The sequence below is a fragment of the Streptomyces sp. NPDC049954 genome, from assembly GCF_040656295.1.
Lineage (GTDB): Bacteria > Actinomycetota > Actinomycetes > Streptomycetales > Streptomycetaceae > Streptomyces.
On sequence record NZ_JBFALS010000004.1, the window covers coordinates 454,076 to 477,353 of the forward strand.

The following is a 23,278-nucleotide window of genomic DNA, read 5'->3' on the forward strand; positions in this document are numbered from 1 at the left end:
TCGCACTCATGAGTACGACACGTGCGGCCGCCGATCCGCTCGCCCCCCTCGTGGACCTGCCCGGGGTCGCCGAAGCCGTGGAATCCGTCCGCACGACCGTGGACCGGGTCTACGGGCACCGCGTCATGCGTCGGCGCAGCAACGAGATCAGTTCCGAGGCCGCGCTGCGCGGGGCCCGGGGTTCCGCCGCGCTCTCGGGAGCCGACTGGGCGCTGGAGGAGGTGCGGCGCCGCACCGACTTCGGTTCCGAACCGGAGGCGCAGACCATGGGCGCGGCGCTGCGACTGTGTGCCGAGGCCGGTCAGCTCCTGTCGATCTGGAAGCAGTCCCCCCTGCGCGTGCTGGCCCGGCTGCACATGGTCGCCGAGGCGACCGAGGCACCGGAAGTGGGCCGGCCGCGGCTGGCGGGCGAGGTCGCTGACGAACCTCTCGTCGACCTGCCGCTGCCCGACGCCGACGAGACGGCCGCCCGGCTGGAGGGCCTCGCCGGTCTGATCACCGCGGGCAGTTCGGCCCCCGCCCTGGTCACCGCTGCCGTGGTCCACGGCGAACTGCTCGCCCTGCGCCCCTTCGGCAGCCGCAACGGGCTGGTCGCCCGCGCGGCCGAGCGCATCGTCCTCATCGGCAGCGGACTCGACCCGAAGGCCATCTGTCCTGCCGAGGTCGGCCACGCCGAGCTGGGCGCCGAGGCGTACACGCGCGCCCTGGCCGGCTACGCCTCGGGTACGGCCGAGGGTATGGCCGCCTGGATCGGGCACTGCGCACGCGCCGTCGCCCTGGGGGCGAGGGAGTCGACGGCGGTGTGCGAGGCGCTCCAGCGGGGCGCGGCCTGAGGCGGACCGTCGGCGCGCGGCTCGCGGGCGACCCGCGGGCGGCGTGTGGCGCATTTCCCCGCGCCGTCGAAGCGCCCTGGTTTCTTTGGAAGCGCCTTCGGCGAAGGAGGGTGCGACGGCACGAACAGGAGGCGCACCGCCGCACCGCTCCGCGGCCGTCGGGTGAACAGGCGCCTTCGTGTACCCCATCAGGCCGGAGTCTTCGTCCGCTCCTGGTGCGGCTCCCGTAGTCGACGGGTGAACGTCGCTTGGGTACCCGGCGGTCCGCGCGGTCCGTGGGGCCGTCCTGCGTAACAGGCCTTCCTCGCGGATGTCCCTGGTCTCGCGGGCCGTTGCTTCCTTTGTACTCCTCCTCGCGGGCGTACGACAGTGGGGCGGCGGAGGGGTGCCGGGCCACGCCGTGCCGATGCCCCCGGCGGCCCCTGCCGGGCCTGGCTCTGGTGGTGCCTGCCGGGGGTGTGTCAGCGGGAGGCGAGAGCGTTCCGGCGTCGGCCCGCGTACCAGACGAAGCCCGCGGCCGCCGCCGCTCCGAACGCGGCTGCCGCGAACAGCGCGGGTCGCGGCGCGGGGAACCGGGGCAAGCGCTTCTTGAGCCGTACCGGCCGGTGGAAGTCCAGCACCGGCCAGTCGCGGGCCACCGCCTCCTTGCGCAGGGCGCGGTCCGGGTTGACGGCCGCCGGGTGCCCCACGGCCTCCAGCATCGGCAGGTCGGTCGCCGAATCGCTGTACGCGAAGGAACGCGAGAGGTCGTAGCCCTCGGAGGCGGCCAGTTCCTTCACGGCCTCCGCCTTGGTCGGCCCGTACGCGTAGTACTCCACCTCCCCCGTGAAGCAGCCGTCCTCCCCGACGACCATGCGGGTGGCCACCACGCGGTCGGCGCCCAGGAGTTCCCCGATCGGCTCCACGACTTCGACGCCCGAGGCCGAGACGAGCACCACGTCGCGGCCGGCCGCGTGGTGCTCCTCGATCAGCGAGGCCGCCTCGTCGTAGATGATCGGGTCGATCAGGTCGTGCAGGGTCTCGGCGACGATCTCCTTGACCTGCTGGACGTTCCAGCCGCGACAGAGCCCGGACAGGTACTGGCGCATCCGCTCCATCTGGTCGTGATCGGCGCCGCCGACCAGGAAGACGAACTGCGTGTAGGCCGTCCGCAGTGCTGCCCGGCGGCTGATCAGACCGCCTTGATAGAAGGACTTGCTGAAGGTGAGCGTGCTCGACTTCGCAATGACGGTCTTGTCCAGGTCGAAGAAGGCTGCGGTGCGCGGCAAGGAGTGGTTTTCCACATGCCCGAGCATAGGCGCCCACCATTCGGCGTAAGGTGTGGCGTGTGGGTTTGCCTGAGAAGGCTCTCGGGTACACCATGGAAGTCACGGATCGTTCGCGACCGTGGTCAACCCGGCCCGACTCCTCCCCCCCCGAGTCGGCCGTGGAGACGACCCCCGCTCTCCCCCCCGGCGGGGGTCGTCGCATGTCCGAACCCATTTCGGGTGTTTTGCTCCGTTGACGCGTCACATCCCCTCCCTCCTCGCCGCCTTGTGGGCCGCTCTGTTCCGCGCCGACGCGTGTGCGCCGTGAATCCAGTATGTCACTCACCGTAGTCGCGTGGGGGTGCTGGGGGCGATCTGTGGATAACCCTTGAGTTGTCACCGGTATGGGTGATGGGGATATTCGGAACCATCGAGTTGTCCACAGTTTTCGACCAAGATCCACATCATTTCTCTCGCCGTCGCAAGGTGATTCCCGTTCGCGAAGAAGGCGGGCTGTTCACGGAGTTCGTGAGCGGTCCCCGGAGAGCTAATTCGCGGAGTTCACGGATGTTCACGTGCGTATGGCGGGGCCCGCGTGGTCTCGCGGACAAGGGTGTGAATCGGGATGGAAGAGAACAGGCGGAACACTCCGAGCGGGAACGCGGGCAGGGGCCCGAAGCCGGGGGGAGCGGGCGGCGCGGAGCCGCTCGGCCCGTCGCGGTCGGCTCGGTCGGGCGGCGCGGCCGCACACCCGCCGGACCGGATGCGGCGCCCGGGACCGCTGATCGTCACCGAGGACCTCGACCTGCTGGACGATCTGCTGCGCCTGTGCGCGGCGGCGGGGGTGCGTCCGGAGGTGCACCACGGGGTTCCCGAGGCGCGCGGGGGCTGGGAAGCACCTCCGCTGGTGCTGGTCGGGGAGGACGCGGCGCCCCGGGTGCGGCGGGCGGCCCGCAGGAGCGGGGTCCTGCTGGTCGGCCGGGACGCGAGCGCACCGGAGGTCTGGCGCCGGGCCGTGGAGATCGGCGCGGAGAACGTCCTGCGACTGCCCGAGGCCGAGGAGTGGCTGACCTGCCGGATCGCCGACGCCGCCGAGGGGGCGGCCCGGCCGGCGCTCAGCATCGGAGTGGTGGGCGGAAGAGGTGGCGCGGGGGCTTCCACGCTGGCCTGCGCGCTCGCGGTCACGGCGGCGGCGCAGGGCAGCCGCACGATGCTCGTCGACGCCGATCCACTCGGCGGCGGCCTCGACGTACTGCTCGGCGGAGAGACCGCTGAGGGCCTCCGCTGGCCCGCCTTCGCCCGTTCGCGGGGGCGCGTCGCAGGAGGCGCCCTGGAGGAGTCCCTGCCCGAGCTGCACGCGCTGCGGGTGCTCAGCTGGGACCGTGGCGCGGCGAGCACCATCAGCCCTGAGGCGGTACGTGCGGTGCTGGCGGCGGCCCGGCGGCGGGGCGGGATCGTGATCGTCGATCTTCCGCGCCGTCTCGACGAGACGACGGCAGAGGCCCTGGCCCAACTCGACCTCGGACTGCTCGTCGTTCCCAAGGAGTTGAGGGCCCTCGCGGCTGCCAGCAGGGTCGCCGCCACGGTCGGCGCGGTGCTGCGCGACGTACGGGCGGTCGTGGCGGCGGGTACGGGCCCGGTGGCCAAGGGCTTGGACGCGCAGGCGATGGCGCGGTTGCTCGACCTGCCACTGGTCGGCGAAGTTCCCTTCGACCGAGCCTCGTTGGAGGCTCAGGCGGCGGGGCGGCCGCCCGGTGCGGTCGCACGCGGGCCCCTGGCCCGGTTCTGCCGGGACTTCTGGGCGCAGGTGGCCCCGTCCGGCCCGGACGCGGGGCCGCACCGGTCCCCGGTCGCGGCCCCCGGGGTGGGCGCGCCGCCCCCACCTGCCGGTGGGTTCCCGGGTGCCGCGTCGTGGCCGCCCGCCGACGAGGCTTCCGGCCCGGGAGCCGTCTCGCTCGCCGAGGCGCCTCGTACTGCGGAGGTGCTTGCCGAGGGGCCTCGCGCTCCGGAGCTGTTCGCCGAGGCCGCTCGTGACCGGGCGGCGTTCGCCGACGGCGCCCTCACTCGCGGGCCGCGGGTGCCGTCGTGGGTGCGCGGTGACGCCAGTGGGGCGACGCTCGCTCCCGCGTTCGCGGCGGCCGGGGCCACGGTGGGTGCGGCGGTCGAGTCAGGGGCCCCGGTGGGCGGGGCGCCCACGGTGCGGCTTCGGCCTCGCCGGGTGGGGGCCTGGCCCGCGGGCACGCGGCCGTCCACGGTGAGGGTCCCGGGCGGGCACGCCGAAGGCGGTGTCGGCGTATGAGCACCGCGACCTCCGAAGCGTTGCTCGACGGGGTGCGGCAGTGGCTCGCCGAGCGCGGCGCGCAGCCCACTCCGGCCCGGGTGGCGCAGGCACTGCGGGATCAGGGCCGGTTGCTGGGGGACAGCGAGGTGCTGTTCGCCGCCCACCGGCTGCGTTCCGAACTCGTCGGTGCGGGGCCGCTGGAGCCCCTGCTCGCCGACCCCGAGGTCACGGACGTCCTGGTGTCCGGGCCCGATCAGGTGTGGATCGAGCGGGGTGGCGGGCTGGAGCTGACGGGCGTGCGGTTCACCGACGCGGGCGCGGTCCGCAGGCTGGCCCAGCGGCTCGCCGCCGTGGCCGGACGCAGACTCGACGACGCCAGGCCGTGGGTGGACGCCCGGCTGCCCGACGGCACCCGCCTGCACGCCGTACTGCCTCCCGTCGCGGTCGGTTCCACGTGCCTGTCGCTGCGGGTGGTGCGGCCGAGGGCCTTCACGCTGCGGGAGCTGACCGAGGCCGGCACCGTACCTCCCGGTGGCGACGCCGTTCTACGGGACCTCGTGGAGGCCCGGCTGTCGTTCCTGGTGAGCGGCGGGACGGGGTCGGGCAAGACCACCCTGCTGAGCGCCCTGCTCGGCCTCGTCGGGGAGCGGGAACGTCTCGTGCTCGCGGAGGACTCCGCCGAGTTGCGGCCCGATCACCCCCACGTGGTGCGTCTGGAGACGCGACCGGCGAACCAGGAGGGCGCCGGACAGGTGGCGCTCCAGGACCTCGTGCGGCAGGCGCTGCGCATGCGTCCGGACCGGCTGGTCGTGGGCGAGGTGCGGGGAGCGGAGGTCGTCCATCTGCTCGCGGCGCTCAACACAGGTCATGAGGGCGGCTGTTGCACGGTCCACGCGAACACCGCGTCGGATGTCCCGGCCCGGTTGGAAGCGCTCGGAACGGCCGCCGGACTCGACCGGTCGGCCTTGCACAGCCAGGTCGCCGCGGCCCTGTCCGTCGTGATCCATCTCGTGCGGGACCGGAGGGGCCGGCGCAGGATCGCCGAGATCCGCGTGCTGGAACGGGACTCCGCAGGGTTCGTGCGTACGGTGCCTGCGCTGCGCTGGGGGGAGCGGGCCTTCCACCGGGAAACCGGCTGGCCCAGGCTGCGGGAACTGCTGGACGAGCGGGGCTGCGCGGAGCCGGCGTCATGACGGGCCGGGAACAACTCGGCGCCGACTCGCTGAACGGGGCGGCCGGGCAGCTCACGTCGCTGCCCTGGGCGCTCGCGCTGTTGGCCGTGGCGGCCGTGGCCGTGCTCCGGGGCGGGGGACGCGATCCCGTTCCCGCCCGCGCGGCGCGCCTGTTCGCGGACGGCTGGGACGGTCCGAAGGGCGCTCAAGCGTCTCCGGCCCGGGAACGAGCGATCGGCCTGGTGCGCACACGGATGCGGCCGCAGTGGTGGTGCCCGGTCGTGGGCGTGCTGGCCGCCGCGGGCACCGAGTCCCTGCTGCCGCTCGTGCTCGGCGTCCTGAGCATGCCTTTTGTGCGGCGGGCGTGCCGAAGCCGTGCCGTGCGCAGAACAAGGGGCGTACGGACCGACGCGGTCATCGCCCTGTGCGGGGTGCTGGCCGGCGAGGTCCGGGCGGGTGGGCAGCCCGCGGCGGGGCTGTTGACGGCGCTGCGCGAGTGCGGAGGGCTCGGCGGGGCGGAGGCGTCCGTGGTGGCGGCGGCCCGCTTCGGCGGGGACGTCCCCCGGGCGCTGCGCTCCGCGGCCCGGGAGCCGGGCGCCGAGGGGCTGGTCGGCCTGGCCGCCTGCTGGCGAGTGGCGGTGGACCGGGGCGCCGGGCTCGCGGCCGGGCTGGAGCGGCTGGAGCGTTCCCTCACCGCCGAGCGCGACCAGCGGGCGGATCTGGAGGCGCAGTTGACCGGGGCGCGGGCCACGGCGGTGCTCCTGGCCGGCCTTCCACTCCTCGGCCTGCTGGTGGGCACGGCCCTCGGCGCGCATCCGCTGCGGGTGCTGCTCCACACCTCGGCGGGCCTGATGTGCCTCGGGGTGGGGGGAGCGCTGGAGGCGGTCGGCCTGTGGTGGGCGCTCGGGCTCGTGCGCCGGGCGGAGACCGGGGCCGGTAGGGGGCGGGCCCGGTGAACGGCGCGGAAGTTGTCCACAGGCTGGGGGTGGTGGTGTGGGGGACGGTCGCGGTCCTGGTGGTCCTCGCGTGGGCCCTTGAGCGGTACGGAACGCGACGGGTGCGGTGCAGGGCCGACCGGCTCCTGTGCGGCGACGCCGGCCCACGGGTGGAGGCGCACTGGGCGCTCCTGGACTCGGCCGAGTTGTGGCGCCGGGTCATGACCCGACTGTCGGGGGAGCACGGCGGGCCGGGCCGACTGCGGGGTTGGGCGGAGGTGGTGGGGGCGGTCGCCGCCGGCTACGTCCTCGTCGGGGGAGTGACGGGGGTGCTCGCCGGATGCGTGGGCGGGTTCCTCGTACGGCGCCGACGCGCCCGGCCCCCGGGCGGGATGCACCGGAGCGGGAAAGCCGTAGGCGGGTCCTCCTACGGGGTGGCGGACACCGGCGGTACGGAGTGCGCGGCGCAGATGCCGCTGGCGGCCGATCTGTTGGCCGCCTGCGTGGCCGCGGGTGCCGGGCCGGTGGAGGCCGCGGAGGCGGTCGGCGACTCGCTGGGAGGCCCTGTGGGGACCCGGCTCGCGCAGGTCGCCGCGGAGATCCGGCTCGGGGGTGATCCGGCCCGTGCCTGGGCGGGCTTCGGGGCTCTGCCGGGGGCTGGAGGACTGGCCCGGCTGCTGGAGCGGGCGACCGCATCCGGGGCGCCCGCCGCCGATCCCGTGACCCGCCTCGCGGCCGACTGCCGGGCGCGCTGGAACCGCGCGGCGACGGCACGGGCCAGACGGGCCGCCGTGCTGGTCACCGCACCGCTCGGTCTCTGCTTCCTGCCGGCCTTCCTGGTCGTCGGGGTCGCCCCCGTCCTGATCGGCCTGGCCGGCGCACTCCTGAACGGGGCGTGATCGGCAGGTACGGACGGGCGACCCGCAGCGGGCAGTCAGCAGTATTCGGCAGCACTCAAGCAGCACGGAGACAGCAATGAACAGGACGGAGACAGTGATGGACAGGACGGAGACAGTGATGGACAGCTCGAAGCCGGGGATGGACAGGCCGAAGCCGAGGGTGGACACGGCGAAGACGGGGGTGGACACGGGCGGCACCGTGAGGAACGGCATCAGGACGGGCGCGGACGGGCAGCGTTGCGCGGCCGGGCTCAGGACGGGCGAACGACGCGGTACGGAGATCGCCACGCTTGCCGGAAGGCCGAGGCCGAGGCCGAAGGGCGCCGGGAGGCTGCCGGCAGTGGCGCGGAGGAGGAGCGCGGACGGCCCGCCCGGCGTCCGCCCGGTGACGCGGCTCCGTCCGGTCGGGGTCCGGCCCGCGGCGCCTCCGCGTGAGCGGGCCCGGGAGGCCGTGTGCAGGAAGAGGGTGCTTCTCGCCCTGCGCCTGCGGTGGGCCAGGAGGGTGGCACACCAGGACGCCGGGATGGCCACGGCGGAGTACGCCATGGCACTGCTCGCGGCGGTCGGGTTCGCCGGGGTCCTCTACAAGATCGTGACGGGCGGAGCCGTGCGGTCCGCGCTGGAGGCCCTGGTCACGAAGGCACTCCATGGCTAGGGAGGCGGCGGACGGCGTCGGCGGCCGAGCAGTGGGGCACCGGCGCGACGCGTCGGCCGGGGGCCGGTTCACCCACCGGCCCCCGGGCCGCCCACGGCGGAGTCGTCACCGCTGGTCCGGGGACGACAGAGGGACGGTGACGGCCGAGGCCGCCGTGGTGCTTCCCCTCCTCGCGCTGTTCGCGATGGGGCTCGTCTGGGCCCTGTTCGCGGCGGCGGCCCAGGTGCAGTGCGTCGACGCGGCGAGAGCGGGGGCCCGCTCGGCGGCGCGCCAGGATACCGGCGGGGAGACCTTGGACACGGCGCGCGGCGCGGCACCGGCGGGCGCGAAGGTCACGGTCAGCAGGGAGGGCGACCTGGTGCGGGTCCACGTCAGCGCCGAGGCGCCGGGTCCGCGCGGGCTCGGGGTCCGGCTCAGTTCGACGGCGGTGGCCCTCGCGGAGGAGACGGTCGGCACCACGCCGGGCGGTGCACCTGAACCGGTCCCAGCACCGGCCGGCACGGGCCGGGACTCCCCGTCGGCCGGCGACGCGGGGGCCTCGGCGGCCGCCGACCGTCCGGTCGCGGTGACAGGGGCTGCTGCGGACCGCCCGGTCGCGGTGACGGGGGCTGTCCCGGTTTCGGTCTCGCGTGAGGAGGTGGTGGGGCCGTGAAGCAGCCCCGTCGAGCCAGGGAGGGCCGGTCGGCGGGCGCCGTGAGCGCGGTGGTCGCAGCACCCGGGGTGCGCTCGGGAGCGCGGTCCGATCGTGGGGCGGCCACCGTGTGGGTCGTGGTGACGATGGCGGTGCTCGGGCTGATGTGCGCGGCCGCGCTGGGGATGGGGCAGGCCGTCGTGGCGCGGCACCGCGCTGCCGGGACGGCGGATCTCGCCGCGCTCGCGGCGGCCGACTCGTGGGCCCGGGGACCGGAGGCGGCCTGCGCGGCGGCCCGGCGGGTGGCCGGGGCGCAGGGCGGACTGATCGAGGTCTGCTCGATACGGGGCCAGATCGCCGAGGTCGCGGCGCGGGCGGCGTTCGGGCCGTACGCGGTGCGCGTCAGGGCGCGGGCGGGGCCCCCTGGAGCAGGACCGTGAGCAGGCGTACGGCGGCGCGCTTGTGCAGGGGCTCGTTGCCGTTGCCGCACTTGGGGGACTGCACGCAGGAGGGGCAGCCCGCCTCGCACTCGCACGCGGCGATGGCCTCACGGGTCGCCGTCAGCCACTCCCTGGCGGTGTGGAAGGCGCGTTCAGCGAAGCCCGCGCCGCCCGGATGGCCGTCGTACACGAAGACCGTGGGAAGGAGGGTGTCGGGATGCAGCGGCACGGAGACGCCGCCGATGTCCCAACGGTCGCAGGTCGCGAAGAGGGGGAGGAGACCGATGGAGGCGTGTTCGGCGGCGTGCAGGGCGCCACCGAGCTGCTCGGGGTTGATCCGGGCGGCGTCGAGCTGGTCCTCGGTGACCGTCCACCACACGGCGCGGGTGCGCAGGGTGCGGGGCGGCAGGTCGAGTTTGGTCTCGCCGAGCACCTCGCCGGTGATGAGCCGGCGGCGCAGATAGGAGACCACCTGATGGGTGACCTCGACGGAGCCGAAGCACAGCCGGCCCTCGCCCCACGGGATCGTCGTGTCGGTCTCCAGCACGGAGACGGCGGTGGTGTCCCGGGCGGTGGTCGAGTAGGGCGGAGCGGCCTCCTCGACGAGGGCGACGTTGTCGTCCAGGTCGAAGCGGCGCACCTGGTAGGTGCGGCCCTGGTGCAGGTGGACGGCGCCCTCGTGGACGGTGGTGTGGGCGGCGGAGGCGTCGACCGTGCCGAGCAGGCGGCCGGTGCCGTCCTCGACGATCTGCACGGGGGAGCCGCCCTCGCCGCGGATGTCGGCGAGGTCGGCGGCGCGCTCCCTGCGGGTCCAGTACCAGGAGGCGCCGCGGCGTCGCAGCAGCTTCGCGGACTCCAGTTGCGGGAGCAGTCCGGCGACGGCGGGGCCGAACAGGTCGAGGTCGGCCTCGGTCAGGGGGAGTTCCGCCGCCGCCGCGCACAGGTGCGGGGCGAGCACGTACGGGTTGTCGGGGTCCAGGACGGTCGACTCGACGGGCTGGTCGAAGATCGCCTCGGGGTGGTGCACGAGAAAGGTGTCCAGCGGGTCGTCGCGCGCCACGAGCACGGCGAGGGCTCCCTGACCGGTGCGTCCCGCCCGTCCGGCCTGCTGCCACAGGGAGGCGCGGGTCCCGGGGTAGCCGGCGATGACCACCGCGTCGAGACCGGCCACGTCCACGCCCAGCTCCAGGGCCGTGGTCGCGGCGAGGCCGAGGAGTTCGCCGGAGTGCAGCGCCCGCTCCAGGGCGCGCCGCTCCTCCGGCAGGTAACCGCCCCGGTAGGCGGCGACCCGGGCGGGCAGTGAGCGGTCGATCTCACCGAGGCGTTCCTTCGCGATGACCGAGATCAGCTCCGCGCCACGCCGGGAGCGCACGAAAGCGACGGATCTCACACCCTGGAGCGTGAGGTCGGTGAGGATGCTCGCCGTCTCGGCGGTCGCGGTCCTTCGTACGGGTGCGTTCTTCTCGCCCACCAGTTCGGTGAGCGGCGGCTCCCACAGGGCGAAGACGACCTCGCCGCGCGGGGAGCCGTCGTCCGCGACCTCGGCGACCGGCAGCCCGGTCAGGCGGCGTCCGGCCACGGCGGGCTCGGCCGCCGTGGCGGAGGCGAGCAGGAACACCGGCTCGGAGCCGTAGCGGGCGCACAGCCGGCGCAGTCGCCGCAGGACCTGGGCGACGTGCGAGCCGAAGACGCCGCGGTAGACGTGGCACTCGTCGATCACCACGTAGCGCAGGGCACGCAGGAAGGAGGACCAGCGGGGGTGCGAGGGCAGGATGCCCCGGTGCAGCATGTCGGGGTTGGTCAGCACGTAGTTCGCGTACTGGCGCACCCACTCGCGCTCCTCGACCGGCGTGTCCCCGTCGTAGACGGCGGGGCGCACGGAGCGGCCCAGCGGCTCCGCAAGCGCTTTCACCGCCCGGCGCTGGTCGGCGGCCAGGGCCTTGGTGGGGGCGAGGTACAGGGCCGTGCTGCCGCGCCCGTTCGGGGCCTCGGAGCCGTCGAGGAGGGCGGACAGGACGGGCACCAGGTAGCCGAGCGACTTCCCGGAGGCCGTACCGGTCGAGACCACGACCGACTCCCCGTCCAGGGCGTGCTCGGCGGCCTCGGCCTGGTGGGACCACGGATGCTCGATACCGGCGGCCTGCACGGCCGCGACGACCTCGGCGCGAACCCGGTCGGGCCAGACGGCATAGCGGGCCGCACGTGGGGGCAGGTGCTCCGTATGAGTGATGCGCTCAGCGCGGCTCGCCCCTGCGGCGATGCGGTCGAGAACCGCTCGGGGAGAGTGCTGTGCGGCCGTGCCCTCGGAGGGGCGGCCGGTCGTGGAGAACGTGGCCATCGGCATCGAGTGTGTCACTGGTGCGGCGGACAATGCGTTGAAGCGTCGTGCACGCGTGCAGGTAAGTGATTGAATGCCATGGCGGCTGGCGAACCGTCCCGGGGGCTCAGGCCGAGGTGTCCCGAGGGACGACCGCTCGATAGCAAGGTGCTGGAGGATCAGTGGACCTGTCCCTGTCGACTCGCAATGTTTCCGGCCCCAGCGGCGACCGTACGGTCGTCCTGGTAGGCGGCGAAATCGACGTGTACACCGCTCCCAAGCTGCGTGAGCAGCTCGTGGAGCTGGTGAACGACGGCAATTTCCATCTCGTCGTCGACATGGAGGGAGTCGACTTCCTCGACTCCACCGGACTCGGTGTCCTGGTGGGTGGCTTGAAGAGGGTGCGGGCCCATGAGGGCTCGCTGCGCCTGGTGTGCAACCAGGAGCGCATCCTCAAGATCTTCCGTATTACCGGCCTGACCAAGGTCTTCCCCATTCACAACTCGGTCGACGAAGCCGTCGCGGCGACCGACTGAGCAGCGTGTGACCCCGGGCCCGAGCGGTCCGGGGGTCAGGCGTGGGTGGCGCGGGGCGCGGAGCCCCGGCGTCGCCCGAGCACGTACGTATGTCTGAGGGGGACCGCATGGCCACCGTCGAACTCCGCTTCAGCGCTCTGCCCTCGCACGTCAGGACAGCCCGGCTCGTCGCCGCCTCCGTGGCGCGCAGGTCGGGGGTGGACGAGGCCGTGCTCGACGAGGTTCGCCTCGCGGTCGGCGAGGCGTGCACGCGCGCCGTCGGCCTGCACCGCAACCACGACGTCTCGGAACCGGTCAGCGTGCTGCTGATCGAGGAGGAGAAGCAGTTCTCCATCGAGGTGGTCGACCAGGCGCCGCACGCTTCGGCGACCGACGCCTCGCCCGGCGCGATGCTCAACTCCGAGGATGTCGACACGGAGGGTGAGGACGAGATGGGTCTCGCCGTCATCAGCGGCCTCGTCGACGACGTCGAGGTGACCACGGCCGAGGACGGGGGGCGGCTGCGGATGACCTGGCCGACCACCCCCGCGCAGAGCGGGCCCGCCGCAGGCTCCTGAGACGGCCGTGCCTCTGAGGCGGCCGCCGCGGTATCGACAGGGCCCGCCGGGGCCCCTGGGGTGACTTGAGGAACCTCTGGCCTCTGGCCGCTCTTGCCTCGAAGTGACGTTTCGTCATGTCTGCCTGTCCGGTACGTCCGCACGTCCGCGTGTCCGAACGTCCGCGTGTCCGGATGTCTGCGTGTCTGCGTGTCTGCGTGTCCGCGTGTCCGCGCGGCTTCCCTCCTCCCTCCCTCCCTCCCTCCCTCCCTTCCTTCCCTCCTCCGCCCTGCTTTCCGTTCGTGTCTCTCGCTGGTTCCGCCCGCCCGGGCCGGCGCGTTCACCGTGCCCGTCGGGTGTCGCCGTACGGCTCGTCAGGTGGTGAGCGCGCAGGGCCAAACGGGGGCGAAGTGGGCCGTGAGACATCTCTCCTGTGGTGCGAACGGCCTAAAATCTGACAAAACGTATGCAAGTCAACCTGTGGTTGATCGACTGCCGTGTAAGTTCCGGGGCCGAGACCATGGAGGGACCGATCCGGTGAACAAGAAACTCGCGTTCGCACTGTCCGGCAGTGCGGTACTGGTGCTGGCCCTGTCGGGATGCGGGGACGACAAGAACGACAAGCTCGACAGCTGGGCGAAGACTTTCTGCGGTGACGTACAGCCGCAGGTCAAGAAGATCGAGGGCGCCAACGACGCGATCCAGAAGCAGACCTCGGACACGAGCGCGCCGGCCGATGTCCAGAAGACGGACTCGAAGGCGTTCCAGGATCTGTCGGACGCGTACAAGGGCATGGCGTCCGCCGTGACCAAGGCGGGTGCTCCTCCGGTCGACGACGGGGAGAAGACCAAGGACGACGCGGTGAAGGAGCTGAACTCCATCTCCGCGTCCTACGCCGACCTCAAGAAGAGGGTCGACGCCCTGGACGTCAAGGATCAGGCGAAGTTCGCGGACGGCCTGAAGGATGTCGCCACCCGGCTCGGCAAGATCAGCCAGAACGGCAACCGCGCCCTCGACAAGCTCCAGTCCGGCGATGTCGCGAAGGCGATGAAGGACCAGGAGAGCTGCCAGAACGCCTCGCCGGCCGCCACCGCCAGTCCGTCCTGACGGAACTTCGGTCGTCTCCTGACGGCCTCCCACGCGCCAGTGCACAGAATGCTTCTGACGGGACCTCTGTTCTTCCGGTGGTGAGTGTTGGGCGGAGGCGAGAACCTGTTGGCAGGAAGTTCGCGTCCCCGTCCGGCGCGGCAGGCCGGGCGGGCGGTGGGCGCGATTGTCGGTGGGGGCGGACACAATGGACGGGTGAGCAACAGTTCCATGAGCCCGAACAGTCCCGCTGATCCCCAAGGCCCCCGCGGCCGGTCCGCCGGCCCGTCCCGGGCGTCCGGCCAGGCCGGTCCGTCCCGGGCGTCCGGGGCGCCGGGGGAGTCCGACGCACCGCGCCCCCAGTCGGGCCTCCCCTCCCACGAGGGGAGCGGGGCCGAGGTGGCCGGCCGGTTGGGGGAAGCCCTGCGGAAGGCCGAGTTCACCGCCGATGGGCTGCTCGACCTGCTCGGCGCTCCGGCCTACGCGGCGCTCGCCCGCGGGGAGACCGTGCCCGCGCTGCGGGCGACCCGGGGGCAGAGCCCCGTCGCCGTTCTCGTCCGCCTCTTCCTGCTCCAGGACACGGTGGAGTACGGGGCGCTGGCGGCGGTGCTGTCCGAGGAACTGGTGCGGGACGCCGAGTCGGCGGGCTGGCTGGTGCGTGACGAGCGCGGGCAGCCGCGTGCCGCGGTCGACGTCCGGCCGTACGGCGGGCCGCAGGGCGAGGACTGGTTCATCGTCTCCGACCTCGGATGCGCGGTCGGCGGAGCCGGCGGCATCGGCAGCCGGGACGAGGGCGTCGTGCTCGGGGTCGGCGGCGCCTCCACGACGCTCGCGGGCCTCACCGTGCGTACGCCGGTCGGCAGCGCACTCGACATCGGTACGGGCTCCGGGGTGCAGGCGCTGCACGCCTCGCCGTACGCGAGCCGCGTCACCGTGACGGACCTCAACCCCCGGGCCCTCGTCTTCGCGGCGCTCACCCTCGCCCTGTCGGGGATGCCGCCCGCCGTGGCGCGGGCCGGTTCGCTGTTCGAGCCGGTCGGCGAGGAGACCTTCGACCTGATCGTGTCGAACCCGCCGTTCGTGATCTCCCCCGGCGCCCGGCTGACCTACCGGGACGGCGGGATGGAGGGGGACGCGCTGTGCCGGAGCCTCGTCGGAGGGGCGGGGCAGCGGCTCACCGTGGGCGGATACGCGCAGTTCCTCGCCAACTGGGAGCACGTCGAGGGCGAGGAGTGGAGCGAGCGGGTCCGCTCCTGGGTGCCGGCCGGCTGCGACGCGTGGATCGTGCAGCGCGAGGTGCAGGACGTCACGCAGTACGCCGAACTCTGGCTCCGCGACGCGGGGGACCACCGCCGCGACCCGGAGGCGTACGCCCGGCGGTACGAGGAGTGGCTCGACACCTTCGCGGCGCGCGGCACCAAGGCGGTGGGCTTCGGCTGGATCACCCTGCGCCGTACCGCGGCGGACGTGCCCTCCGTGACGGTCGAGGAGTGGCCGCACTCCGTCGAGCAACCGCTCGGTGGCGCGGTCCTCGGCCATTTCGCCCGCGTCGACTACCTGCGCTCGCACGACGACGCGGCGCTGCTCGCGGACCGCTTCCGGCTCGCCCCCGAGGTGGTGCAGGAGCAGATCGGGGCCCCGGGGGCCGAGGACCCCGAGTACGTCGTGCTGCGGCAGCACCGGGGGATGCGCCGGGCCACGAAGGTGGACACCGTCGGCGCCGGGTTCGCCGGGGTCTGCGACGGGACGCTGACCGCCGGGGCGATCCTTGACGCCATCGCCCAGCTCGTCGACGAGGACCCGGTCCAGCTCAGGGACCGCACCCCCGCCCAGATCAGGCTGCTCGTGGAACAGGGGTTCCTGGAACCCGTCGAGTAGCCGACGACGGGCGTGTCGGCGCCACGCACCCGCACCCCCTCCTCGTCCCCGCCCCGCGTTCGGCCGCCTGGGGCAGCGCGCTCTCCTGTCGGCCGTGTGCCGCTGTCCTGGAGTTCACCCGGGGTTCGTGTCCGCGACGTGCCGGGCTGCCAGCCTCCCGATCCTGTGGGCGGTCACCGGGCTCGACCGGGCGGCCGCCGCCGGTGCGGCGAAGCGGGGGAACACATGGACGCGATCACGGAGAGCCTGCCCGCGATATTCGCGGGCGCGGTCTTCCTGCTCTTCGGCGGCAGTCTGCTTCTGTGGACCTGCGTACGCCTCGTGCACCGGGCGCCCGTGGCAGACGGGGTGCATCCGCTGACCTCGGCGACGCTCGGACTGCTGATCGGTGCCGGCGCCGTCCTCCTCGCCCTCTGGTGCTTCAGCCGTATCTGAAGCCGTGTTCGAGGAGATCCCTCAGGCCCCTCAAGTCCCTCAAGGCCTCCCAGGCCCCTCAGGTCCTCAAAGCCTGTCCGGAGCCGCGTCCGACGTCGGACGGGCCCGGCCTCGTCCCCGAGGTGCTCGGGTGCTCGGGGTGCCCGGCCCCGGGGCGAGGTGGTCCCCCGTAAATCCGTGCGCCCCCGGCGCGGCGCGGGGCCCGCGACCGGAGGCCGGTCGTGCGCCCGTCGCGGTTCTCGGTCCCCCGGCAGGCTCTTCCGGCGGACGCTCAGATGCCGCCGAGAGGGCCTTGCGGCGGTCTCCATGTGGGCCCCCACCTGCGACGGAGCCCAGCGCCCCCGGTATGGGTGCACATGGCCCGAAACGGCGTACAGGCGGTCCGGGCGGCAGGAATGGCGGTAGTCGGGTTACCGTTCGAGTGGCCGTTGCGGGCTTTTCCCGTTTGACACGGGGGCGGGAGGTACCGTCACACTCCGCAGCGTCAGCAGTCACCCACCCGCAGGAGTGTGGGCGGCACGGACCCCCTCGGGTCCGGCCCCCGGGCGTTTCCCGCGGGCCTTGAGCCTCGACCGGAGAGAAGAGCCACGTTGTCCCCGACCAGCGAGACCGCACACGGCGGTCGCCGACTCGTCATCGTCGAGTCGCCTGCCAAGGCGAAGACGATCAAGGGCTACCTCGGCCCCGGCTACACCGTCGAAGCGAGCGTCGGGCACATTCGCGACCTCCCCAGCGGTGCCGCCGAGGTGCCCGAGAAGTACACGGGCGAGGTGCGCCGGCTCGGCGTGGACGTCGAGAACGACTTCCAGCCCGTCTACGTCGTCAACGCTGACAAGAAGGCGCAGGTCAAGAAGCTCAAGGATCTGCTGCGCGACTCCGACGAACTCTTCCTCGCCACCGATGAGGACCGCGAGGGCGAGGCCATCGCCTGGCACCTCCAGGAAGTGCTCAAGCCCAAGATCCCCGTCCACCGCATGGTCTTCCACGAGATCACCAAGGACGCGATCCGGGCCGCCGTGGCCAACCCGCGCGAGCTGAACCAGAAGCTGGTCGACGCCCAGGAGACCCGCCGCATCCTCGACCGCCTCTACGGCTACGAGGTCTCGCCGGTCCTGTGGAAGAAGGTCATGCCGCGGCTGTCGGCCGGCCGCGTGCAGTCGGTCGCGACCCGGCTCGTCGTCGAGCGGGAGCGCGAGCGCATCGCCTTCCGTTCCGCCGAGTACTGGGACCTCACCGGCACCTTTGGCACCGGCCGCACCGGTGACGCGAGCGATCCGTCCACGCTGACCGCGCGGCTGTCCGCCGTCGACGGCAAGCGCGTCGCGCAGGGCCGTGACTTCGACTCCCTCGGGCAGCTCAAGTCCGGCACGCTCCACCTCGACGAGGCGAACGCCCGCGCGCTGGCCGCCGGTCTGGCAGACAGCAGTTTCGCGGTCCGCTCGGTCGAGTCGAAGCCGTACCGCCGCTCGCCGTACGCGCCCTTCCGCACCACGACGCTCCAGCAGGAGGCGAGCCGCAAGCTCGGCTTCGGGGCGAAGGCCACGATGCAGGTCGCGCAGAAGCTGTACGAGAACGGCTTCATCACCTATATGCGTACCGACTCCACGACGCTCTCGGACACCGCGGTGTCCGCCGCGCGGGCCCAGGTCACGCAGCTGTACGGCGGCGCCTACCTGCCCGACAAGCCGCGTACGTACGCCGGGAAGGTCAAGAACGCCCAGGAGGCGCACGAGGCGATCCGCCCCTCCGGGGACCGCTTCCGCACCCCCGCGGAGACCGGCCTGACCGGTGACCAGTTCCGGCTGTACGAGCTGATCTGGAAGCGGACCGTCGCCTCCCAGATGAAGGACGCGGTCGGCAACAGCGTCACCGTCAAGATCGCCGGTACCTCCGCCGACGGCCGGGACGCCGAGTTCTCCGCCTCCGGCAAGACCATCACCTTCCACGGCTTCCTCAAGGCGTACGTCGAGGGCGCGGACGACCCGAACGCGGAGCTGGACGACCGCGAGCGCCGGCTGCCGCAGGTCGCCGAGGGCGACGCGCTGAGCGCCCGGGAGATCACCGCCGACGGCCACTCCACCAAGCCGCCCGCCCGCTACACCGAGGCCAGCCTGGTCAAGGAGCTGGAGGAGCGGGAGATCGGCCGCCCGTCGACGTACGCGTCGATCATCGGCACGATCCTGGACCGCGGCTACGTGTTCAAGAAGGGCACGGCCCTCGTGCCGTCCTTCCTGTCCTTCGCCGTGGTCAACCTGCTGGAGAAGCACTTCGGGCGGCTCGTCGACTACGACTTCACCGCGAAGATGGAGGACGACCTCGACCGCATCGCGCGTGGCGAGGCCCAGTCCGTGCCGTGGCTGCGCCGGTTCTACTTCGGCGAGGGCGATGCCGGAACCGTCGGTTCCGCCGCCGACGCGGGAGGGGACGGCGATCACCTCGGCGGCCTGAAGGAACTGGTCACCGACCTCGGCGCGATCGACGCCCGTGAGGTGTCCTCCTTCCCCGTCGGCGCCGGCATCATGCTGCGCGTCGGGCGTTACGGGCCCTACGTCGAGCGCGGTGAGAAGGACTCCGAGAACCACCAGCGCGCCGACGTCCCCGAGGACCTCGCCCCCGACGAGCTGTCCGTCGAGTACGCCGAGGAGCTGCTGGCCAAGCCGAGCGGCGACTTCGAGCTGGGCGCCGACCCGGAGACCGGCCGGCAGATCGTCGCGAAGGACGGGCGCTACGGCCCGTACGTCACCGAGATCCTGCCCGAGGGCACGCCGAAGACCGGCAAGAACGCGGTCAAGCCGCGTACCGCCTCGCTCTTCAAGTCGATGTCCCTCGACACGGTGACCCTCGCCGACGCGCTCAAGCTCATGTCGCTGCCGCGGGTCGTGGGCGCGGACCCGGAGGGCGTCGAGATCACCGCGCAGAACGGGCGGTACGGTCCGTACCTCAAGAAGGGCACGGACTCGCGCTCGCTCCAGACCGAGGAGCAGCTCTTCGAGATCACCCTCGAAGAGGCGCTCGCGATCTACGCGCAGCCCAAGCAGCGCGGGCGGGCCGCCGCCAAGCCGCCGCTCAAGGAGCTGGGCGAGGACCCGGTCAGCGGGAAGCCGGTCGTCGTCAAGGACGGGCGCTTCGGCGCGTACGTGACCGACGGCGAGACCAACGCGACGCTGCGGGCCGCCGACAGCGTCGAGGAGATCACCCCGGAACGCGGCTACGAGCTGCTCGCCGAGAAGCGGGCCAAGGGCCCCGCCAAGAAGACGGCGAAGAAGGCCGTCAAGAAGGCGCCCGCGAAGAAGACGGCCGCGAAGTCGGCGGCGAAGAAGACGACGACGGCGGCCAAGAAGACGACCACCGCGGCGAAGAAGACCACCGCGACGGCCGCGAAGAAGTCCTCGGCCACGGCGAAGAAGGCGTCGGCGGGCAAGTCCTCGGCCTCCGGGGAGTCGGCCACGGCCGGTGACTGACGAGGGCTGAGACCCCCTGTGACGGGGCCGCTGCGGGAAGGGTCCCGGGGCGGCCCCGCCGTCGTGCCGGGGCTGGGAGGACGGATGCGCGGGGCGGCCCTCGTGGCGTGCCGGGCCGATCCTCGTGGGGCGCGGGGCTTCGGTCGGCCTCCCCGGGTTCCCGCTCCTCGGCGGTCGAAACCGCCTGGTCGAGCGCGATTGCAAACGGTTGTGCGGGGCACGCCGGGAGCGGAGACGTTTGTTCGGACGGGCCTTCGAGGTGTCGTATCCGGCCGATAGGCTGTCGGAATGACGCGAGCCGAGCAGCCACCGGTCGTCAAGACGACCTCAGACACCGCCCTGGTCGCAGATTCCCAGGAGCGCGCGATCCGCGCTCTGCTGCGCTCCCAACCGTTGAAACGCCTCTGGAGCGCCCAGCTCGTGGGGGGTGTCGGCGACTGTCTCGCCCTCCTGGTGCTGGTCGTGCTGGTCCTTCAGGCGGACCTGTTCCAGGACTCGTTCGGCGGCGGCTACCGGGGAGCGGCGTTCGCGGTCGCCACCGTCTTCGGAGTGCGAATCCTCGCGACGCTGCTGTTCGGAGCGGTGCTGCTCGGACCGGTGTCGGCGCTGACCGCCCCCGGCGGGGCGCTCGACCGGCGCTGGACGATGCTCGTCGCGGACGGCGTACGCGCCGCGCTCATGATCGTCGCGCCGCTGTGGATCGACTGGACCCCGGACAACGCGCTCACGATCCTGCTGGTCACCGCGTTCCTCGCCGGGGGCGCCGAACGGCTGTGGACGGTGTGCCGGGAGGGCGCCGCCCCCGGGCTGCTGCCCGCTCCACCGCCCGAGGGCGATGCCGTACGGCCGCTCCCGGACCATCTGGAGACCCTGCGCCGCCTCTTCCAGCGCACCACGTTCTGCGCGCTGCCCGCCGCCGCGCTGACCCTCGTCGCCGTGTCCCTCGTCGGGAACCTGCTGGGCGCCGGACTCGACTGGTTCGCGCAGCACCAGGCCGCGCTCGCCTCGTACGTCGCGGCCGGACTGTTCGCCGCCTCCCTGTCCGTCGTCTCCGCCCTGGAACTGCCCTCGGCCCGCACGCCGCGCGCGCGGTCCCCGCTCGAAGGGCTGCGCCGCCCGCGCGGCGCGAGCCCGCGACCCCGGAGCGCGGGCCAGGACACCGGGACCGGATCCCCGGCCGCCGCCACCCCCGAGGCCGAGCCCGCGGACAAGGGACGTACGGGGGCCGTCCCCGTCCTCGTCGGGGCCTGCGGCGCCGTGGCCGCCGCGATCGGCGCGGCCGTCTCGGTCGGCGTACTGCACGCCAGGGACCTGGGCGGCGGCCCGGTCGCGTACGGCCTGATCGTGCTCGCCCTGACCGGCGGCACCGTCCTCGGCATCCGTACGGCGCCCTCGGTGCTGCCCACCCTGTCCCGGCGCAGGCTGCTGTCGCTCACGATCGCCGTGGCCGGAGTCGCGCTGCTGGTCGCCGGGCTCGTCCCCGACATCACCACCGTCCTGCTGCTCCTGCTGCTCGCCGGGGTGAGCGCGGGCATCGCCGCGAACACCGGGCACGTCCTGCTCGACCAGGAGACCGAGGAGGCCCGCAGGGCCCGTACGACCGAGCACCTCCAGGCCGTCGCCCGGGTGGCCGTCGCGGTCGCCGCGGTCGTCGCGCCGGTGTTCGCCGCGCTCATCGGCCCGCACCGCGTCGTCAACGGCAAGTTCACCTTCGAGCACGACGGGGCCTCGTTCGCGCTGATGCTCGTGGGCGCGCTGCTGCTCCCGGTCGCCGCCTTCGTCCTCGCGAAGACCGACGACCGGCAGGGCGTACCGCTCCGCCGCGACCTGCGCGAGGCGCTGCGCGGCGGCGACCCGGCCCAGGCGCCCGCGGCCACCGGCTTCTTCGTCGCCCTGGAGGGCGGCGACGGCGCGGGCAAGTCGACGCAGGCCGAGGCGCTCGCCGAGTGGATCAGGGCCAAGGGCCACGAGGTCGTCGTGACCCGCGAGCCCGGCGCCACCCCGGTCGGCAAGCGGCTGCGCTCGATCCTGCTCGACGTCTCCAGCGCCGGCCTCTCGCACCGCGCCGAGGCCCTGCTGTACGCGGCCGACCGGGCCGAACACGTCGACACCGTCGTACGGCCCGCCCTGGAACGCGGGGCCGTCGTCATCTCCGACCGGTACATCGACTCGTCCGTGGCCTACCAGGGCGCGGGCCGGGACCTCTCCCCGGTCGAGGTGGCACGGATCTCGCGGTGGGCGACGGACGGGCTCGTCCCGCACCTGACGGTGCTGCTCGACGTGGCGCCCGAGGCCGCGCGGGAACGGTTCACGGAGGCGCCCGACCGGCTGGAGTCGGAGCCCGCCGAGTTCCACGCCCGGGTCCGTTCCGGGTTCCTCACGCTCGCCGCCGCCGACCCCGGCCGCTACCTCGTGGTCGACGGGGCGCAGGAGCCGGAGGCCGTCACGACGACGATCCGGCACCGTCTCGACCAGCTGCTTCCCCTCTCCGAGGCCGAGATCGAGGCCCAGGAGGAGGCGCGCAGGGCCGCCGAGGAGGAGGCCCGTCGCAAGGCCGAGGAGGAGGCCGAACGGAAGGCCGAGGAGGAGCGGCTGGAGCGCGAGCGCCAGGAACAGCTCGCGAGGCTGCGCGCCGAGGAGGAGGAGCGCAAGCGCCGCGAACTGGAGGAGGCCCGCCGCCAGGAGGAGGAGCGCCTCGCCGAGGAGGCCAGGCAGCGCGCCGAGGAGGAACGCCGCCAGGCCGAGGAGGAGGCCCGCCGCAAGGCCGAGGAGGAGGCAGCGCGCGAGGCCGAGCAGGAGCGTCTGCGCCGGCAGGCCGCGGAGGAGAAGCGGCTGCGCGAGGAGGCCGAGGCCAAGCGCCGCGAGAAGCAGCGCAAGGCCGAGGAGTCCCTGCTCCGTGCCGAACAGGCCCGCAGGCTCGCGGAGGAACAGGCCCGCCAGCGCGCCGAGGAGGAGGACCACCGCCGCCGCGCCGCGGAGGCCGAGGCTGAGGCGGCCAGGGTCGAGGCGGCCCGCGCCGCCGAGGAGGCGCGGGCCGCCGAGCAAGCCAGGGTCGAGGAGGCCAGGGCCGCTGAGGAGGCGCGCCGCGCTGAGGACCGCGCCGAGGACGCCGCCGGTGGACGTGACGCGACCTCACGTCAGGGCTCGGGTCCCGTTCCGGACAACGAGACGACGGTGCCGACGCCGATCTTCCGGCACGGCGACGAGACGACGATCTCCACCCCGGTCGTCCGCCCCCAGGACGCGCGCCCGGTGTACCCGGAGGACGAGACGACGGTGCTCCCGCAGTTCCGGGAGGGGACCGACGCCGAGGAGGGCCGGGAGGGCGGGGCGACGCCGCACCCGGGAGCCCAGGACGAGACGACGGTGCTGCCGCAGTTCCGCGACGGTGCGACGGACGCCGCCGGAGGTACCAAGGACGCCGGTGCGAGGGACGCCGCCGGAGCGGAAGGGGCGAAGGACGGCAAGGGGGGCGGGAGCCCTTCCGGGGAGACCCGTACGGGTGGCTCCGGCGAGGCCCGTCAGGGTGGTTCAGGTGCGGCTTCCCGGCGGCCCTTCGCCGGCGCGCCGACCGACAACCCCGCCGACCGCGTCCCGCCCGGGTTCTTCCGCGACGAGGCCCCGGCGGCCGGGCGCGGGGACCGGCAGCGGCCCGGCCCGGGAGCGGCCGGGAACACCGGGAGGGCCGACGCCCTCGGCCCGAACGACCGGACCAGGGAACTCCCGCAGCTCGACGAGACCGGGGTCCCGCGCCGCCGCCCGCGCCCCGACTGGGCGGAGGAGACCCCGCTCGACGACCTCCCGACCCTCGCGGACGAACTGCTCGGCCCCCGCTTCGACGAGGAGGAGGACGACGGTCCGGGACGGGGCGACGGGGGCGGCCGCGGCAAGGGCCGGCGGGGCTGAGACCGGCCGAAGGGCTGAGCAGGCGGGGGC

Annotated in this window: 14 protein-coding genes and 3 pseudogenes; 15 read left to right on the forward strand and 2 right to left on the reverse strand. The window is 73.6% G+C overall.

The features are described from left to right. Positions 1-8: 8 nt before the first annotated feature. Positions 9-833: an oxidoreductase gene (locus AB0J21_RS11225; RefSeq protein ID WP_363145590.1), complete on the forward strand. Its 825-nt coding sequence runs from the start codon at positions 9-11 to the stop codon at positions 831-833. A gap of 461 nt (positions 834-1,294) precedes the next feature. Here the strand turns inward: AB0J21_RS11225 and AB0J21_RS11230 are convergent, their stop codons facing one another. Next, positions 1,295-2,128: an HAD-IB family hydrolase gene (locus AB0J21_RS11230; protein WP_363145591.1), complete on the reverse strand. Its 834-nt coding sequence runs from the start codon at positions 2,126-2,128 to the stop codon at positions 1,295-1,297. Positions 2,129-2,843: 715 nt separating this feature from the next. Between AB0J21_RS11230 and ssd the strand changes: the two are divergent. The 7 genes and pseudogenes from ssd to AB0J21_RS11265 form a co-directional block, all read left to right on the forward strand. Next, positions 2,844-3,887 (forward strand): annotated as a pseudogene (gene ssd / locus AB0J21_RS11235) (septum site-determining protein Ssd); the annotation flags it as partial. Positions 3,888-4,375: 488 nt separating this feature from the next. Continuing rightward, the gene (locus tag AB0J21_RS11240) at positions 4,376-5,554 is read left to right on the forward strand and encodes a TadA family conjugal transfer-associated ATPase (RefSeq protein ID WP_363145592.1); all 1,179 of its coding nucleotides are present in this window, start codon (positions 4,376-4,378) and stop codon (positions 5,552-5,554) included. Next, positions 5,551-6,489, forward strand: coding sequence for a type II secretion system F family protein (locus AB0J21_RS11245; RefSeq protein WP_363145593.1), 939 nt, complete (start codon positions 5,551-5,553; stop codon positions 6,487-6,489). The genes AB0J21_RS11240 and AB0J21_RS11245 overlap by 4 nt, the downstream gene beginning before the upstream one ends. Before the next feature lie 32 nt (positions 6,490-6,521). Continuing rightward, positions 6,522-7,367 (forward strand): type II secretion system F family protein, encoded by an 846-nt coding sequence (locus AB0J21_RS11250; protein WP_363145594.1) that lies wholly within the window; start codon positions 6,522-6,524, stop codon positions 7,365-7,367. Between the two features lie 139 nt (positions 7,368-7,506). Beyond that, on the forward strand, positions 7,507-8,022 hold the full coding sequence (locus AB0J21_RS11255; RefSeq protein WP_363145750.1) for a DUF4244 domain-containing protein: 516 nt from the start codon (positions 7,507-7,509) through the stop codon (positions 8,020-8,022). A gap of 136 nt (positions 8,023-8,158) precedes the next feature. Continuing rightward, a pseudogene (locus tag AB0J21_RS11260) lies at positions 8,159-8,476 on the forward strand (TadE family type IV pilus minor pilin); the annotation flags it as partial. A 194-nt stretch (positions 8,477-8,670) separates the two neighbouring features. Next, a complete protein-coding gene (locus AB0J21_RS11265) occupies positions 8,671-9,093 on the forward strand; it encodes an Rv3654c family TadE-like protein (RefSeq protein WP_363145595.1) in 423 nt (140 codons plus the stop codon). Here AB0J21_RS11265 and AB0J21_RS11270 read toward each other — a convergent pair. Then, positions 9,056-11,511: pseudogene (locus tag AB0J21_RS11270) on the reverse strand (DEAD/DEAH box helicase). The gene AB0J21_RS11265 and the pseudogene AB0J21_RS11270 overlap by 38 nt on opposite strands. 81 nt (positions 11,512-11,592) lie before the next feature. On the opposite strand from AB0J21_RS11270, the gene AB0J21_RS11275 reads away from it, so the two are divergent. The 7 genes from AB0J21_RS11275 (at position 11,593) to tmk (ending at position 23,248) form a co-directional block, all read left to right on the forward strand. After that, complete coding sequence (locus tag AB0J21_RS11275) at positions 11,593-11,946, forward strand: STAS domain-containing protein (RefSeq protein WP_363145596.1); 354 nt, start codon at positions 11,593-11,595, stop codon at positions 11,944-11,946. Positions 11,947-12,053: 107 nt separating this feature from the next. Beyond that, positions 12,054-12,503: an ATP-binding protein gene (locus AB0J21_RS11280; protein ID WP_363145751.1), complete on the forward strand. Its 450-nt coding sequence runs from the start codon at positions 12,054-12,056 to the stop codon at positions 12,501-12,503. Positions 12,504-13,019: 516 nt separating this feature from the next. Then, positions 13,020-13,589 carry a small secreted protein gene (locus AB0J21_RS11285; protein WP_363145597.1) on the forward strand — a complete coding sequence of 190 codons (570 nt, stop codon included), beginning with the start codon at positions 13,020-13,022 and terminating at the stop codon, positions 13,587-13,589. Between the two features lie 378 nt (positions 13,590-13,967). Beyond that, positions 13,968-15,446 (forward strand): methyltransferase, encoded by a 1,479-nt coding sequence (locus AB0J21_RS11290; protein WP_363145598.1) that lies wholly within the window; start codon positions 13,968-13,970, stop codon positions 15,444-15,446. A gap of 225 nt (positions 15,447-15,671) precedes the next feature. Next, entirely contained in the window at positions 15,672-15,881 is a 210-nt protein-coding gene (locus AB0J21_RS11295; protein WP_363145599.1) for a hypothetical protein, read from the forward strand. 590 nt (positions 15,882-16,471) lie between these two features. Further along, the gene (gene topA, locus AB0J21_RS11300) at positions 16,472-19,342 is read left to right on the forward strand and encodes a type I DNA topoisomerase (protein ID WP_363145600.1); all 2,871 of its coding nucleotides are present in this window, start codon (positions 16,472-16,474) and stop codon (positions 19,340-19,342) included. 288 nt (positions 19,343-19,630) lie between these two features. Beyond that, positions 19,631-23,248, forward strand: a complete 3,618-nt coding sequence (gene tmk / locus AB0J21_RS11305; protein ID WP_363145601.1) for a dTMP kinase — start codon at positions 19,631-19,633, stop codon at positions 23,246-23,248. Positions 23,249-23,278 lie beyond the last annotated feature (30 nt).